10 protein-coding genes, 1 tRNA gene and 1 pseudogene are annotated in these 16349 nt (G+C 36.9%); 5 read left to right on the top strand and 7 right to left on the bottom strand.

Annotated elements, in window-relative coordinates:
- Positions 1–7: 7 nt before the first annotated feature.
- Both FB2170_RS13560 and FB2170_RS13555 read left to right on the top strand, forming a co-directional pair.
- Entirely contained in the window at positions 8–853 is an 846-nt protein-coding gene (locus tag FB2170_RS13560) for a DUF5777 family beta-barrel protein (protein ID WP_013307142.1), read from the top strand.
- A 189-nt stretch (positions 854–1042) separates the two neighbouring features.
- Entirely contained in the window at positions 1043–1450 is a 408-nt protein-coding gene (locus FB2170_RS13555; protein ID WP_013307141.1) for a c-type cytochrome, read from the top strand.
- A 132-nt stretch (positions 1451–1582) separates the two neighbouring features.
- On the opposite strand, the gene FB2170_RS13550 is transcribed toward FB2170_RS13555, so the two are convergent.
- From FB2170_RS13550 to FB2170_RS13540, 3 genes are all read right to left on the bottom strand, one after another.
- On the bottom strand, positions 1583–2773 hold the full coding sequence (locus tag FB2170_RS13550) for a hypothetical protein (RefSeq protein WP_049782654.1): 1191 nt from the start codon (positions 2771–2773) through the stop codon (positions 1583–1585).
- 103 nt (positions 2774–2876) lie between these two features.
- Complete coding sequence (locus tag FB2170_RS13545) at positions 2877–7397, bottom strand: PKD domain-containing protein (protein WP_013307139.1); 4521 nt, start codon at positions 7395–7397, stop codon at positions 2877–2879.
- A gap of 401 nt (positions 7398–7798) precedes the next feature.
- Positions 7799–7883: transfer RNA gene (locus FB2170_RS13540), tRNA-Ser, on the bottom strand.
- Positions 7884–7990: 107 nt separating this feature from the next.
- On the opposite strand from FB2170_RS13540, the gene FB2170_RS13535 reads away from it, so the two are divergent.
- Genes FB2170_RS13535 through FB2170_RS13525 form a run of 3 tightly spaced genes read left to right on the top strand, consistent with a single transcriptional unit; the run spans position 7991 to position 10624 of the window.
- Entirely contained in the window at positions 7991–8749 is a 759-nt protein-coding gene (locus FB2170_RS13535; protein ID WP_041632869.1) for a sulfite exporter TauE/SafE family protein, read from the top strand.
- A 21-nt stretch (positions 8750–8770) separates the two neighbouring features.
- Entirely contained in the window at positions 8771–9409 is a 639-nt protein-coding gene (locus FB2170_RS13530; RefSeq protein WP_041633239.1) for an NAD(P)H-dependent oxidoreductase, read from the top strand.
- A gap of 18 nt (positions 9410–9427) precedes the next feature.
- A complete protein-coding gene (locus FB2170_RS13525) occupies positions 9428–10624 on the top strand; it encodes a DegT/DnrJ/EryC1/StrS family aminotransferase (protein WP_013307135.1) in 1197 nt (398 codons plus the stop codon).
- Here FB2170_RS13525 and ribB read toward each other — a convergent pair.
- The 4 genes and pseudogenes from ribB to FB2170_RS13505 form a co-directional block, all read right to left on the bottom strand.
- A complete protein-coding gene (gene ribB / locus FB2170_RS13520; RefSeq protein ID WP_237701135.1) occupies positions 10621–11751 on the bottom strand; it encodes a 3,4-dihydroxy-2-butanone-4-phosphate synthase in 1131 nt (376 codons plus the stop codon). The two genes, FB2170_RS13525 and ribB, sit on opposite strands and share 4 nt — an antisense overlap.
- 8 nt (positions 11752–11759) lie before the next feature.
- The gene (locus FB2170_RS13515) at positions 11760–13208 is read right to left on the bottom strand and encodes an LptF/LptG family permease (RefSeq protein ID WP_013307133.1); all 1449 of its coding nucleotides are present in this window, start codon (positions 13206–13208) and stop codon (positions 11760–11762) included.
- Positions 13209–13281: 73 nt separating this feature from the next.
- Positions 13282–13926, bottom strand: coding sequence for a LolA family protein (locus tag FB2170_RS13510; protein ID WP_013307132.1), 645 nt, complete (start codon positions 13924–13926; stop codon positions 13282–13284).
- A pseudogene (locus FB2170_RS13505) lies at positions 13926–16303 on the bottom strand (DNA translocase FtsK 4TM domain-containing protein). Before FB2170_RS13505 ends, FB2170_RS13510 begins: the two are co-directional and overlap by 1 nt.
- Positions 16304–16349: the final 46 nt, after the last annotated feature.

The following is a 16349-nucleotide window of genomic DNA, read 5'->3' as shown; positions in this document are numbered from 1 at the left end:
CTCGAACATGAAAAAAAATATTAAATCAATTCTTTTTGCTTTTGCTCTCGCGCCTTTTTTAGTGGTTTCCCAAGGGAAAAAGGATAGCATTCCTGAGAAACCCCAACGCCCAGCTTTTGAAAGCTCGTTTATCATAGATAACCCAACGAACATACTCTTTTCAAAAAAGAGTATGGAAATGCATATTAATCACAGATTCGGATTGATAAGTGGGGGGAATAATGATCTTGCAGGACTATGGGCTCCGGCAAATATACGACTAGGATTAACCTATGCTTTTTTTGATGGATGGACGGTTGGTTTTGGAACAACGAAATTTAATCGCCTTCAGGATTTTAACACAAAAGTGAGCTTGTTAAGGCAAACTAGATCTGATAAAGTACCTGTGAATCTCTCCTATTATGGCAATTTTGTTATTGATGCCAGACCCAAAGAATTATTTGATTTTGATACAGATAGATTTTCATACTTTCACCAATTGATAATTTCCAGGAGGTTCAATCGCAATTTTTCTTTGCAACTAGCTCCTAGTATTTCACACTATAATTTGGCTGAGCTAGGTAAAAAAAATGATGTAATTAGTGCTGCACTCGGGGCCCGCTATAAAGTTAGTCCTCAAACTTCAATATTGGTGGATTATAGTCAACCGTTTACGAATTATGGCGAAGGATTAGATCCTAAACCGGGATTAAGTCTAGGGGTGGAGTTTTCTACTTCTGGCCACGCCTTCCAAATAATTGTTTCTAATTATAATGGTATCGTTCCCCAAAAAAACTATTCTTTTAATCAAAATGATTTCTTCAACGGAGATATCTTGATAGGCTTCAATATAACAAGGGTCTATAAATTTTAAATGATTGTATACTGCATTTATCTCAGGCAAATGAACGGCTTTATTTAAAAATCAACAGAATATTAATTCTCTTATCATAATTGGAACGATTTGTGCAATACATATAAACAGAAATATTAACCAGATTTTTATTAAATAAAAGATAAATGAATTTTAGATTCCTACCATCTTTTCAAAAGAAATTTAATTATGAAGAATAAGTTCTTACATCTTGGTACCGTGCTAATTGGGAGTGCTACTTTATTATCTATGACCGTTATGAAATCAGTCGATCAAGAGCCTTGGAATGTACCTGTTGAATATCAAAATTTAAAAAATCCATATGTTAATGTTGATGATGAGGATAGAATAGGGTTAGATGTATATTCGAAGTATTGTAAATTTTGTCACGGAAAAAAGGGTAAAGGAGATGGGGCACAGGCTAATTTGGTAGAAACACCAGTAAAAGACTTTACCTTGGATTCATTTAAAAATCAATCCGATGGTAGTATTTATTATAAAATATCAATTGGGAGGGGTGATATGACAGGTTTTGAAAAATTGATACCCGACGAAGAAGAAATGTGGATGTTAGTTAACTATATTAAAAATTTTTAACCGATAATTAAGACAAACATATTAACTGAAAACCCTTGGAGTTACCAATTCCAAGGGTTTTCAGTTAATATGTATCACCTATTTCTATAATCAGCTATAAACCCTTCAATAATTGCTCTTAGAATTATTTAATTAATCTAGGGAGTCGATATAAGTATCGATAAGATCAAATCCTTCTGTATGAATTACTGTTGATCCGATTAAGGGCATGAAGTAACCGGATACAGGACTGCTCATTCGGTCTACAATAGGTATTTTTACATCATTGATTTTACTATCCTCGAAAGATGTTTCATAGCTAAGGTCGAATTCTCCACCATAATTCACATTATAAGATCCTCCTGGTTGGTGACAATGTGCACAATTAACATCTAGATAGGCTCGTGCGCGATCCTCTAAAGTATTGGTTTCATCAGACCAATTGGGTAGAATTTCTATTTGTGAGATGTCTGGAGCACCAGCGAGTAATTCCAAGTCAATAAATTTTTGTATTTGATTACTTCCATTATAAACAAAATTTAGAGCTCTTGCCTTAGGTCCAATAGGAAGAGTGGTGCTATTATAGTCATGACATTGAACACAAAAGTTACTTGAAAGTACCTTATAGTTAGTGGACCTATCATTACCAGAATTGTCAATCCAATCAATCTGAATTGAATGAATGTTTTCGTCATAATTGGCTTCAGTCTGTTGCTCGTTCCAAAGATAGTTTCCTGTTGTCCAAGTTCCATTTAGCTTTATCATTACTCTTGTTTCAATTATTTTTTTACCTAAATCCGGATCTCTTTCATCATTGAGATAATAAAAAGTTTGGGTTAGGATTGTATTCTCTGGAAAATTGAACAAGCCCTCACCATTATATGTCATTTGAGTTCCTCTTGGAAGTGCAATGGAACGTAATATTTTAGAATAATCAGAAAAAACAGAAGTACTTATACTGTATTCATGGACAGTTTCATTAAAATTCAAATCTGAAAGATTTCCTTCAAATAGCATGAGTTCCGATAAAGTCGGTAAAAAACTGGCTATGGGATAAATTCTGTCATCGGGATTTAAAGATTCATTTACATAAGGGTCGCTATTATTTTCTACTTCATCAGAGTTTATTGTTCCATCACTATCACAATCGGCTATCGACCATAATATGTTTAATGGATCATAGGACGTATAACCCGAAGATTGGACAGGGTCACAAGGGTCATTCTTGTTAGTGCCATTCAACATTTCATCACTATCAATAATTCCATCTCCATCTGTATCTTTATCAAAATCCTCTGAGCTAACAAGGCGATCATGAGTACAGGAATACAAACCTATTAACATAAAAGTTAGAATAAATCTAAATTTTCCTTTGGAAAACAATAGTTTATTAGTCTTGAACTTTGGCTTAAAGCATGATTTTTTCATAATGCTGGGATAATAATTACTAATTCTTAACTATTAATTCTAAAACAATCTTTTCACCGCCATTCATTTCAAACCCAATGAAATAAACACTTCCACTATTTAATGATGAAATAGGGATTTCATAGAGTCCGTGCGCGAAGATATCTCGAGGATTGTATAAACCAATCAATCGTCCACTTGAGTCATGTAGATAGACTTTATTTACAATTTTACTTACTTCTCCATTGTCTATTAAAAGAACCTGAGCGACATCTTTCGCAGGATTAATTATTAATAATCCATTTAATTCATTTGTGTCAACAGTGCTTTCCGAAACAACGATTGTAATGGTACTGGAATTACTTAAGCCCTCCGCATCCGTAACTGAAAGTTCAACTAAATATGAGCCAGCTTGAACAAAAGTGTGAATTGGGTTTGCTAAATCAGATGTTGAAGAACCATCATTGAAATCCCATATATAACTTACAATCTCAACATCGTCAGTTGAATTACTACCCGAAAATGTAACTTCCAAAGGTATTGTTCCACTTATTGGAGATGCACTCACTACCGCTACTGGTGCTTCATTGGAAGGTGTGCTTGCAATAATAGTAATTGTCGTGGTATCAGTTAAACTTTCTTCATCCTCAACCGTTAATTCAACAATATAGGTGCCTCCATTACTAAACATATGAACTGGGTTCATCGTCGTTGACGTTGCGGTACCATCCTTGAAATCCCATAAATACGCTGTAACTGCAACATCATCAGTTGAATTACTTCCTGTAAAAGTAACTTCTAAAGGAATTGTTCCATTTGTAGGAATAGCACTTGCCACGGCAACCGGAGCTTCATTTGGTGGCATATTTACTTCTATTGTAACAGTTGTTGCATCGTTTAATCCCTCAACATCTTCTACTGTTAGTTCTACAATATATGTACCCTCAGTTGTAAAAGTATGAATTGGGTTAATTTCTGCGGATGTTGAAGAGCCATCTTTAAAATCCCATAGATAACCAGTAACAGCAGTATCATCAGTTGAATTACTTCCCATAAATGATACTTGAAGTGGTACATTTCCACTTAACGGATTGGCAGTAGCAACAGCAACTGGAGGCTCATTAATTGGAGTGTTGGCTTCAATGCTTATAATAGTTGAATCAGTAAGGCCTTCTCCATCTTCAACGGTAAGCTCAACAATATAAGTTCCTGCAGTGGTAAAAGTATGCGTTGGGTTGGCAAGTGTTGAAATTGGCGTCCCATCTTTAAAGTCCCAAGTGTAGCTCACTACCTGAACGTCATCGGTAGAGTTACTTCCCGTAAACGAAACAGCCAATGGTATGTCGCCACTCGAAGGTGATGAACTCCCTACAGCAACTGGAGCTTCATTAGCGTTTCCTATTACTTCAATTGCCGATATTTTTGGTTGGTTTGCCCCACCAGTACTTGTTAAAGCTGAAAAATATATATCTACAGAACCATCTAATACAGTTATGTCAAAAGATTTGGAAACTTCAGTTTCTGCTCCTACATCATCATAGATATCATAATCATCCAATACAAGAGACCCTTCTAAACTAACATCGAAAACCCTAATACCAGTCGCACCTGATCCTCCTCCAGTTGCTCCCCAATAAATCTCAGCAAAATGTAAGATAACTGTATAGTCTCCGTTTTGAACTGGTATTTGATAGTCAAAAGTTAGTGATGATGAAGTATGCTCAGATTGGAATAATTCAGGAACTTGTGCATTTCCATTAACATATGATTGCCCTCCAACATAATGTTGGTCAGCATTAAAAATATTTCCATCATGAACCACCTGTGGACCTCCTGAATTTATTCTAATAGCTGTTGAGTTATTTTCTAAAATAACATTTAAGTAATCGAATGTGCCTTCCAATTCAACACCAGATGTATTTGAAGTGCCTATTATGCCCACTGCTAAATCGGAATTTGATTGCTGAATAGCTGTAAGAATACTCCCTTGTGCAGTTAGTGTTCCTGCCAAAACTCTCGAACCTCCATCTATTGCATATTCAAATTCTATTTCTCCATTTGATGGATCAATCACAAAATAAAGAACTATGTCAGTAGTTGGTCTATCTTGTATGGCAATTGGCACATTTATAGGTGTTTGCGGATTATCATTAATCTCCTGAAGAATTGTTAATCCATTGGTCGTTAAGACCATTTTAATGTAATTACTTTGCGTTCCGTCTCCGATAAAATAACCAAGTTCACCGCCGATGACTGAACTATTTCCATAAAGACCCAAAGATGTTGAAAGATCAAGAAGGTTTCCTATTACAGTGAAATTTCCTATATTCTGGTCTGCTTGAATCCCATATTGAAATGCTTTCTCTTGGTTGTTATTCACCCCCATTGCCGTACCTGAAGTCATTTGTATAACCATCAAACCCGACGCTCCACCTAAAATATCGTCTGGGTTCGGTCCTTGACCTGAGTCATCCAACCAATCTAACCAATTAGGGTTTGGATCTCCATTATTCATTAATCCTGTAAGACCAAGATTATCGTAACCTCCTAAACTTACCTGCGTATTGAACAGATCATTACTTATTGGAAGAATAAAAGCATCACTGCCACTAGTATTTGGATTTCCTAACTGAAAAGGGTCATTGGCATCGATTATCCCATCAGCATCATCGTCTGAATCATTTAAATCGGAAACTAAAACACCTCCTACGGACATGTCAAAATCATTAGGTTGTGAAGCTCCGTTACATGCATCAGTACCGTTATCCTCTTCATCTTGGTTTGTATAACCATCACCATCATAATCAGCATTAGCGTCGTAGCCAGGATCGCCTGGTGTAAGACAAGTGTTGCTATTATAATCTGAAGGTTCAAAAATCACAATTTTACCATTTAAGGTACCTGCCCAAATGGTTCCTGGGAAGTTGTCGATATCACTATTACATGTTATACCAAGTGCGTCACCTCCAATACCTGTTTCAAAAGGATCTATAAGTTGATTTAGCGAACCATTTGGATTTAATATTACTCGTTTAATTAAGCCATGGTTTTCCCCGGCAATTAGGTCACCTTTCATTGCATTACTAAAGTTTGAAGCCGTATATTCATCAATTCCGTTCGTATTGGTTGTCCAAATAGTAACAGCATTATCGTCCGGACCATCAGGATTGGTTTCGCCAGGACCTCTCCAATCTCCCTCGTCAATATTTGCTGAAGCAACGGGAGGCCAGTTTGCTGGCAAGGCTATATTTGGGTCTGTTGTTGAGCCTGGTGTAGACCCATCTGGATCATATTTCATAGTTCGGAATACAGCCCCGACAGTACCAAATTGCTGAGGAGCCGTATAAAGCCCTGCACCATTTGGATTTGCTCGAATAGGATTTGGATGCCCTCCATAATAGCTTCCAAAAGTATAATTTTGTAAATCAGTTGTTACCAATTGCAAATGATCTTCATTATTAATTTGTTCCCCACCTGAAGGTGAAGTGCTACCTGGTTCTGTAGGGTCGTAATCGTTTGTTACAGCTCCGGTTCCTTCATTAACAGGAAAACCTCCCCAATTTCCATTCGCCCCATTATCTGTTACGTACAGTGCACCACTTTCGGTAACTACTAAATCATAAGCATTTCGATACCCAGGAGAAACAATTTGAACTGGGCCTCCTGGAACAACAACCGCTTGATTTAATCCATCATTTCCTCCAAAAGGATCATTGACGTCAATCCCATCGTAACCTGGGGTATCAGGATCTGTAATACCATTCGCATTGGCACGAGTTGGGTCGTCTACTGTAGGTAGGTCATAAATGTATTTTCTTCCGTTACCATCAGTGTTTATAGTCATACCGTTTAATGCCGTTAGGTTAACTGAAAGTACTGCACCCGAAAGGGCATATTCACATACGTAGGTGAAATTTTGTGAAGGAGCACCACCATTTGTATGTCCACCGTTAGCGATAATTAAATAATCCGACCCATTGATATTTACAATCTCCAATCCGTTTGTAGCGTGATTTTCTTCAGATCTAGGAAGGCCACGAACAAGATCCACAACGTCCCAAGCGCCACCATTCCAGGTCATTCTTGTAACTATACCTGAATTGGTGTCAAGGTCAACATCACCCTCAGAAAAACCCGCCCCAATTCTGGGGTCACTGGAAGTTACATAGATTATTGGATTTGCAGCCGTACCGGATACTGTGAGCCCAGTGGTTTCCCGATATGTTTCTCCTGTATTTGTTGTCCCGTCATCATTGCGGTTCACAATATCGGTAATACCCGAAAGTGTTTCAACATCCGTAACAATGTAGTTGTTTGCTGCACTTCTTTGAATGGTTAAAATCCTAATGGTCCCTGAAGGGTATTCTGATAGATAAAATCTACCATCTGGGCCAAACATAATGGAAGTCGTACCTAACTCAAAACTAAATTCCCCATTTAAATCCAAATTACTTTTGGTAAAACTAATTTGTGCATTTAAATTGGAAATAGACCCAGTCAATAAACATAAAAATAAACCGATAATGTAAAGCGGAAGATGCTTGGGGTATTGTTTTTTCATAATTCAAGGAATTTAATAGCAATTTTGACCAACTGATATGGTTTTGCCCCGATTTTCAAAGATAATTCAATCGCAAATCTCATCAAAGAAAATAGTCTGTTTAATCGATAAACAAGAAACCACATCGGTGAAATCTACAATTGTTGGTTTTAAAAATATAATAAAGGAAGAATTATCGCTCTTATAAAACCTGTATGTAACTATATGTGATAAGTTTAAAAGAAATTAATACTAATTTTCCATTATAGAATATGGATAACGTTTTTAAACCAGCTGATGCAATAATATGATTAAACTGTATTATGATTCTTCTAATCAATTTGAAAATGAAAAATCATGAAATAATATTTTTGTATTAAGCAAAACAAAAAACCCACAACTTACGTTATGGGTTAATTTCGCGGAGAAAGAGGGATTCGAACCCCCGGAGGTGTGACCCTCAATAGTTTTCAAGACTACCGCATTCGACCACTCTGCCATTTCTCCTTAGCGGATGCAAATATAGAAACCTTTTTCAATTCTATAAAAGGAAAGTTCAATATTATTTTTATTCAAAGGCTGATTTATTCTTTTCAAGAAGCTATTTTTGCCAAATGGAAGAATGGTACCATTATCCACTTTTGGTCGTTGTCGGGTTTGCCGTTGGGTTTATTAATACCGTGGCTGGTGGTGCATCATTGATATCTCTTCCCGTGCTCATATTTTTGGGTTTACCTCCCAGTGTGGCCAATGGCACTAATAGAGTGGCTATTGTTTTTCAGACCGCAATAGCGACTGCTGGTTTTAAAAGCAAAGGGGTGTCCACGTTTCCGTTCAATATTTATTTAGGAATATCGGCACTTTTAGGTGCCATAATAGGGGCACAGATTGCCATAGATATCAAAGGCGAGACTTTTAACCGGATTTTAGCCATAATAATGATAGCCGTGGTTTTGATTATCGTTTTTAAGCCCAAAATAAACTTTAAAGATCTTGCGGAACGTACTACCGGTAAATACCTCTGGATCTCTTTGTTGGCATTTTTCTTTTTTGGTATTTATGGAGGGTTTATCAATGCTGGTATCGGTTTTATAATCATTCTTTTCTTGCATTATGTGAATCGCATGAACCTCGTGAGGGTCAATGCCACTAAAGTGGTCTTAGTATTCATTTACACCTTATCGGCCCTGGTGGTTTTTGCTCTAAACGACAAAGTCAATTGGAAAGTGGGTGGCGTATTGGCTTTGGGAAATGGGCTTGGTGCTTGGCTATCTAGCCGTATATCGGTTAAAAAAGGAGATGGTTTTATCAAAACATTTTTAGTGGTCATGGTAATAGTTATGGCCATTAAATTGTGGTTTTTTGATTTATAAATGAAAATGAATTTATTGAAAATGGAGAAAAGTATTGAACATTTAAAATGGCGTTATGCGGTCAAAAAATTTGACCCGTCAAAAATATTGCCCAATACAAAAGTAGAGGGCTTAATGCATGCCTTTAACTTAACAGCTACTTCTTATGGCTTACAACCTATTAAAATGATTGTAGTAAGACATAAAGAGCTGCAAGAACAGATGGTACAGTATTCTTATGGTCAGACCCAGGTTCAAGACGCGTCTCACGTATTGGTACTTTGCGTGGAAAATACAATTGATAAGAAATTCATTACCCAGTATTTTAAGCGTGTTAAAAGTACTAGGGGCACGAGTGATTCGATATTAAAACCATTTGAAGAGTCGTTGGTCAATAGTTTTTCAAAGAAAGAAAAAAAAGAAGTCAAGGGCTGGGCAACGAATCAGGCTTATTTGGCTTTAGGTAATCTTTTGTCGTATTGTGCCATGGAAGAAATTGATTCATGTCCCATGGAAGGTTTTATTCCTAAGGAATATGATCGTCTTTTAAATTTGGACGAAAAAGGGCTAACTTCAGTTTTAGTATTGCCTGTGGGCTACAGAGCAACCGATGATATGTTTTCAGAATTGAAAAAAGTCAGAAAAGATATTGAAGAAAGTGTGATTGAAATTATTGAATAATCCATAAAATATATTTGAATGCCGGGTTTTGAGTTTTTTGGTGAAAAAGAAAAAAAAGAAGTACAAGACGTCCTTGACTCAAGTGTTTTGATGCGCTATGGTTTCGATGGCATGCGGAATGGTCATTGGAAAGCGAAAGAGCTGGAGGCCGAAATTTCATCGCGAATGGGTAGCAAGTATACACAATTGCTTAGTAGTGGTACAGCTGCTTTAACCGTGGCTTTAGCTAGTGCTGGTATTGGTGCAGGAGACGAGGTCATTATGCCCACTTTTACTTTTGTAGCAAGTTTTGAATCTATTTTGGCAATTGGGGCAGTTCCTATATTGGTTGATGTTGACGATACTTTGACATTAGATCCAAAAGCTGTAGAAAAGGCAATTGGCAAAAACACAAAGGTTATTATGTCAGTTCATATGTGTGGTTCTATGGCAAATTTAGATGCCTTGAAAGAGTTATGCGACAGACATGGTTTATTACTGCTAGAAGATGCTTGCCAGGCCATAGGGGGAAGCTACAAAGGAAAAGCATTGGGGAATTATGGTGATTTAGGCTGCTTTTCTTTTGACTATGTGAAAACCATTACTTGTGGAGAAGGCGGTGCGGTGATAACAAATAATGAGAAATACCATAAAAATGCCGATCACTATTCCGATCATGGGCATAATCATGTTGGGAATGACAGGGGAGCGGAGACTCATCCATTCTTGGGGTATAATTACCGAATTTCTGAATTGAATGCGGCAGTTGGACTCGCACAAATAAGAAGATTGGATGAATTTTTGGATATTCAAGAACGAAATTATACCATTTTAAGAAATGCCTTGGAAGCAGTTGGGGGTGTAACTTTTAGGAGAGTCCCGGAAGGTGGAGTTGAGAACTATTCGTTCTTAAGCTTTTTTCTGCCTACCAAAGAAAAAGCAGTACGTACACAAAATGCATTATCAACTGCTGGAGTGGATGGTTGCTTTTATTGGTTTGACAATAATTGGCATTATTATCGTAATTGGGATCATTTGACTAACAACATTTCTTTGGGTAAACTGCCTGCCGAAGTATTGAACCAAATGCCTGATTATAGCCAATCTAATTTTTCAAAATCCGACCAATGGATAAGCCGTAATATTTCCTGTTTGATAAAACTGGGATGGTCTGAGTCCGAAGTTCATGAACGCGCAGAAAAGATGGTCGAAACCCTAAAAACAATACTTGACTAGTAGGTTACGTAATCCACTATTTCTAATCCATAACCAACTATACCCACACGTTTTTCTTGCAACGTATTTGTGAGGAGTTTTATTTTAGATATGTTCAAGTCGTGCAAGATTTGAGCACCAACCCCAAAATCACGAGTATCCATATCAATTTTCGGAGCTTTATAAACTCCTTTGGATTGTAAACTTTTCAATTCGGTTAATCTGTTCAATAGATTAAGCGATTGCGATTGTTGGTTGATAAACACAAAGGCACCTTTTTCTTCGTTATTGATTGCTTTGAACATATCTTCCAATTTTTTGTCAGGATTATTTGTCAAAGTACCCAGAATATCATTGTTCACCAAAGTAGCATTGATACGGGTAAGAATGGGTTCATTTATACTCCAATCGCCTTTCGTCAACGCTATATGCACCTGATCATTTGTTGTTTGTTGGTAAGCTCGTAATCTGAAATTGCCAAAGCGAGTGGTTATCTCAAAATCTTCTTTCTTTTCAATCAAACTATCATGTTCCATACGATAGGCCACAAGATCTTCGATTGAAATAATCTTTAGATCAAAATTCTTGGCCACTTCCACTAACTGTGGTAACCTGGCCATTGTACCATCTTCATTAAGAATTTCAACAAGAATGCCCGCCGGTTTATAACCAGCAAGACGAGCAAGATCAATAGCAGCCTCTGTATGCCCTGTTCTTCTTAATACCCCACCATTTTTTGCGCGTAGCGGAAAAATGTGCCCAGGGCGTCCTAAATCATGTGGTTTTGTCGTGTCGTCAACCAACGATAGGATTGTTTTTGAACGGTCATGAACTGATATGCCCGTTGTACACCCATGTCCTATCAAATCTACCGATACCGTAAATTGGGTTTGATGAAGTACCGTGTTATTTTGGACCATCATTTCAAGATCCAATTCCTTGCAACGATCTTCGGTCAATGGAGCGCATATTAACCCTCGGCCATGTTTGGCCATGAAGTTTATCATTTCTGGTGTTACCATTTCGGCAGCAGCGATAAAATCACCTTCATTTTCACGATTTTCGTCATCAACTACAATTATCACCTTTCCTTTACGAACATCTGCAATGGCTTCCTCTATAGTATTTAATTGTATTCTTTTTTCCATGCTTGTTATCATGTTGTCGCCGCTTCTTTATCTTTCTTTTTGAAAATCTTTTGAAAGAATTCTACAAATCCATTTAAATTCATTAAACCACGATCTGCGGTGGCCCTTTTGGTCAAAACAATGCTCAAAGGTAACATTATCATGGTAGATAACCACGCACCGATTATTGGGTGAATTTCGTTCTTTTTGGCGTAGTTCTCGGCAAACACGCCAATAAAATAATAGGTCAGAAATAAAACAATTGCTATCACCATAGGTAATCCTATTCCTCCCTTTCTTATTATAGCCCCTAAGGGAGCGCCAACAAAGAAAAGAATTACACAGGAAAGGGCCAAGGCATATTTTTTATGCAACGATATAATGTGTCGGTTATAGATTTCATATCTATTTTCAAATTCTTTCTTTTTACCTTGAATTGAGTTAAGAATATTCGAGGCATTTGTTTGTGCAGCACCCATTAACTGTATTCTTTGCCAATCTTGGTATAAGTCCAGAATATTTTCAACAGATTTTATCTCAATATTATTAATACTGTCTTTTAGTTTTTTCTGTTTTTTGGAAAGCTGGGCATTCTTTGCCATCATTTTTTCGATATGTGTCGAATCTTGCCCCGTTAGGGGAGCAAACGCACCCACACGGCCATTAATATTTTTAGAGAATGCTGTAACGATTCTTAAATTATCCTTCCTTAAAGAGTCTATATCTTTCGTTAACCGAAACACATTTTTCATTTTTTCGGTTTCTCTATCCCGCACCTCGTCCATATCAACATTGTTGAACTCTGAAAGATCAATGTTCATGGTGTATGTTTCAAAATCAGCCTTTGCAAAAGGGTGCTTGTTTTTTGCCTTTTTTGAGGATTTAGGCAAATCTCGGTAATAATGCCCGTCGTATAGGACCAATTGCAAAATATCAGACGTTTCACTACTCTTAAGCTCTCCTGATTTTGCCTTTATCACTGTACTATTTACCTTAGTTTTGGTTTTCTGGTGTATGGTAACATTTTCAAGAAAACGATCATTCTCGCCATGTTTCTTATCCACTTTAATGTTCATGTCTGCTCCTTCAAAATCACTAAAAACCCCTTCAACAATTGCAACTGCCGGTTTTACTTTGGCAATATTGCGTCTTAGATTATAGATTTTTTGCTCTGAAGCGGGAATTACACTATTGGCGAAATAAAAAGTGACCCCACCGAGAAAGACAATAAAGACGATTAAACTTAGCATGGCCCTTTGCAATGAAATTCCCGAAGCTTTCATCGCAGCAAATTCATAGTTCTCGGCCAGCGTCCCGAACGTTAATATAGAGGAGAGTAATACAGTAAGGGGAAGAACCTTCTCTGTTAAATTGGGCATTAGGTAAAAAAGGAATTTACCAATTATGATAATATCCAATCCCTTACCCGCTAAATCATCTATAAAAAGCCAAATCGTTTGAAATATGAAAATAAACATCAATATTACAAACGAGCTGAAAAAATTAAATAGGAATCTCGATAAAATATATCGGTCTAGTATTCTCAATGGTCTAATTTCTTATGATGTAGTACCCTTCGTCTTTGTACTTGTTCTCATCAAAAGTAAATAAGGTTTTTGATAAAGGCTGGTTTGTTTTAAAAGAATTAACAGTAATAGTGGTGGCTGTACCATTTTTACCAGTCTCTATAACCTTGAATATATGCTTTGTTTCGGCATCTATTCCCAAAAGAATAGATTGAATCTCTGTATTGGTATCTATTGGGATAAGTTTGATGAACTGTATTTTTCTACCTTGTACATTTTGAAGAATATCCCACTGGTAGGTATGTCCCTGTCGATAAAATGTCAACATCTTTGATGGGGTGATAGTATCTTCATCATTGGACTTATCCTCAATGGTAACTTCTTCATTTTCAGGAACTATCGTGTATACTTTGCTGCCATCATACAATTGTTGCGCACCAAAAAAGTTTGCGACATACTTATCACTCTGCATGGTTACATCCCCTCTTGTTTCATCATTTATCCCAGCTTCTTGATTATTTAAGACATATTTGAAATCAACAAAAATATTATCATACCCTTGTACCTTATCATATACATCATCCAATAAAGCTTTTGCTTTTTCAGAATTCTGGGCTGTACCCATGTTAAGGGCAAAAAGTGCAATGGCGACTAAAACTATCTTCTTCATTATGTTTTATTTGACTCGTTATTCAATAATTGATCTAATGCTATCATATCCGGTACCAAAACTTGTCTTGCTTTACTACCTTCAAAAGGTCCAACGATACCAGCAGCTTCCAATTGGTCAATAATACGACCGGCTCTATTGTAGCCCAGTTTTAGTTTTCGTTGTAATAAAGAGGCGGATCCTTGTTGAGCAATGACAATTACTTGTGCGGCATCTCTAAACATTGCGTCTCTTTCGCTTATTTCATAATCAATACTTGTGCCAGAATCTTCTCCTACGTACTCTGGTAATTCATGGGCTTGGGGATAAGCTCGTTGTGAACCTATATATTCTGTAATTTTTTCGACTTCCGGAGTGTCAACAAAAGCACATTGCAAACGCGTTACCTCGTTGCCCTGGGTGAAAAGCATATCGCCACGACCAATCAATTGGTCAGCACCTTGGGCATCCAAAATTGTTCTGGAATCTATTTTTGAAGTTACCCTGAATGCGATACGTGCCGGGAAGTTTGCTTTGATTATTCCAGTAATAACGTTCACGGACGGTCTCTGGGTCGCAATAATCAAATGAATACCAATTGCCCTTGCCAACTGTGCCAGTCTTGCAATTGGAGTTTCCACTTCTTTACCAGCGGTCATGATCAAATCGGCAAATTCATCAATTACCAGTACGATATAAGGAAGAAACTTATGTCCATCATTTGGATTTAATTTTCTGGCCCTTGAACTTGGTATTATATTCCCCTGAGGTTACGAACCATAGCTAGTTTCAGTAATTCGTACCGATTGTCCATTTCTATACAAAGCGAATTCAATGTATTGATCACTTTTGTGTTGTCTGTAATAATTGCTTCTTCAGAATCAGGTAGTTTAGCCAAGAAATGCCTTTCTATCTTATTATATAGTGTAAGCTCTACTTTCTTAGGGTCTACAAGAATAAATTTGACCTCTGCAGGATGCTTTTTATATAATAAGGAAGTAATGACAGCATTTAAACCTACCGATTTACCTTGACCAGTAGCTCCGGCCATTAGCATATGCGGCATTTTTGCTAAATCGACCACAAAAGTTTCATTACTAATGGTTTTACCAAAAGCAATTGGTAGCTCCATTTCCGCCTTTTGAAATTTGCTAGAAGCAATTACAGAACGCATAGAAACGACTGTGGGTTTTTTGTTTGGCACTTCAATACCTATTGTGCCTTTTCCAGGAATTGGAGCAATGATCCTTATTCCCAGGGCGGCTAACGACAGGGCAATGTCATCCTCAAGATTTTTGATTTTCGATATTCTAACACCGGCCTCTGGAACTATTTCGTAAAGCGTGACAGTGGGACCTATAGTAGCTTTAATCTGGGCAATACCGATTTTATAATTCTTAAGGGTATCAACAATTTTGTTCTTGTTTTCCTCTAGTTCCTCTTGATTTATAGTAATTCCCCCTGAAGTACCATGTTGAGCCAAAAGATCAATTGTTGGGAATTTATAGTTGCCCAATTCAAGTGTTGGGTCAAATTCGCCAAAATCATCAACCAGTTTATCAGCAATATTATCCTTTTCCTCCTTTTCCTCAACAATCTTTTCAACCTCCATGGCCAAAACCTCTTCCTCAATAACTTCTTCCTTTGGGAGGGTCACTTCAAAATCGTCTTTGACCTTTTCTTTTTCCAAAGGAGGAATATCTTCTTTATGGGTATAGGTGTCAATAATTACCGGTGAATTATCCTCTTTATCAAATTCAATGGTAGAACCTATGTCTGCAGATTTCTTCTTGAATTCAGAAGCAATAGATTCTTTTTTAGTTTTGAAAAATTCAAAAATAGCATCTGGTGTAAATTGAAATAATCTAACCAATATGAAAATCAAACCAAATAAGAGTAGCAGTAAAACACCTATTTTGCCAGCATAATCCTGTAGAAAATCATTCATTTCATAACCTACAAGGCCACCTAATAGGGGTTTATCGATGGCAAAGAAACCTAAGGTAATAGATATCCAAATTAAAAACACAAGTCCCCAGATCCACTTTTTAAGTAAACCTTGTTTTGTTAGACTTAGAAACATATAAAGGCCCGTGTAGAACAATAAAAAAGGAAAGATAAGAGAGGCCAATCCAAAACCTTTGTACATAAAGAAATGACTTACACTCGCACCAAACTTATTTAATAGGTTTTTGGCTTGTTCATTGCGATTGGCGAATTCAGATAATAAGCTTTGATCATCTTGCCAAGTAAAGTAAAAGGAGATAAAAGAAAAGAACAAAGCGACACTAAAAAGCATCAAAAGGCTTCCTAGTATAATTTTGTTTTGTTTGGATAATTTTAAAGAAAACCCCTTTTTTGTGGTCTTGGATCTTGACTTTCTCCTTTTTTTTGCCATTAATTGATGAATTCTAGGGGCAAAAATACAAATTTACTATCTATGC

This window comes from Maribacter sp. HTCC2170 (assembly GCF_000153165.2).
Taxonomy (GTDB): domain Bacteria; phylum Bacteroidota; class Bacteroidia; order Flavobacteriales; family Flavobacteriaceae; genus Maribacter_A.
The sequence above is the reverse complement of the archived record's forward strand: the minus strand, read 5'-3'. Positions and strand labels throughout refer to the sequence as shown.

Excerpts from the sequence above, each read along its gene's own strand:
- FB2170_RS13560 (WP_013307142.1), top strand. The coding sequence starts at position 8 with ATGAAAAAAAATATTAAATCAATTCTTTTTGCTTTTGCTCTCGCGCCT.
- FB2170_RS13555 (WP_013307141.1), top strand. The coding sequence starts at position 1,043 with ATGAAGAATAAGTTCTTACATCTTGGTACCGTGCTAATTGGGAGTGCT.
- FB2170_RS13550 (WP_049782654.1), bottom strand. The coding sequence starts at position 2,773 with ATGTTAATAGGTTTGTATTCCTGTACTCATGATCGCCTTGTTAGCTCA.
- FB2170_RS13545 (WP_013307139.1), bottom strand. The coding sequence starts at position 7,397 with ATGAAAAAACAATACCCCAAGCATCTTCCGCTTTACATTATCGGTTTA.
- FB2170_RS13535 (WP_041632869.1), top strand. The coding sequence starts at position 7,991 with ATGGAAGAATGGTACCATTATCCACTTTTGGTCGTTGTCGGGTTTGCC.
- FB2170_RS13530 (WP_041633239.1), top strand. The coding sequence starts at position 8,771 with ATGGAGAAAAGTATTGAACATTTAAAATGGCGTTATGCGGTCAAAAAA.
- FB2170_RS13525 (WP_013307135.1), top strand. The coding sequence starts at position 9,428 with ATGCCGGGTTTTGAGTTTTTTGGTGAAAAAGAAAAAAAAGAAGTACAA.
- ribB (WP_237701135.1), bottom strand. The coding sequence starts at position 11,751 with ATGGAAAAAAGAATACAATTAAATACTATAGAGGAAGCCATTGCAGAT.
- FB2170_RS13515 (WP_013307133.1), bottom strand. The coding sequence starts at position 13,208 with ATGTTTATTTTCATATTTCAAACGATTTGGCTTTTTATAGATGATTTA.
- FB2170_RS13510 (WP_013307132.1), bottom strand. The coding sequence starts at position 13,926 with ATGAAGAAGATAGTTTTAGTCGCCATTGCACTTTTTGCCCTTAACATG.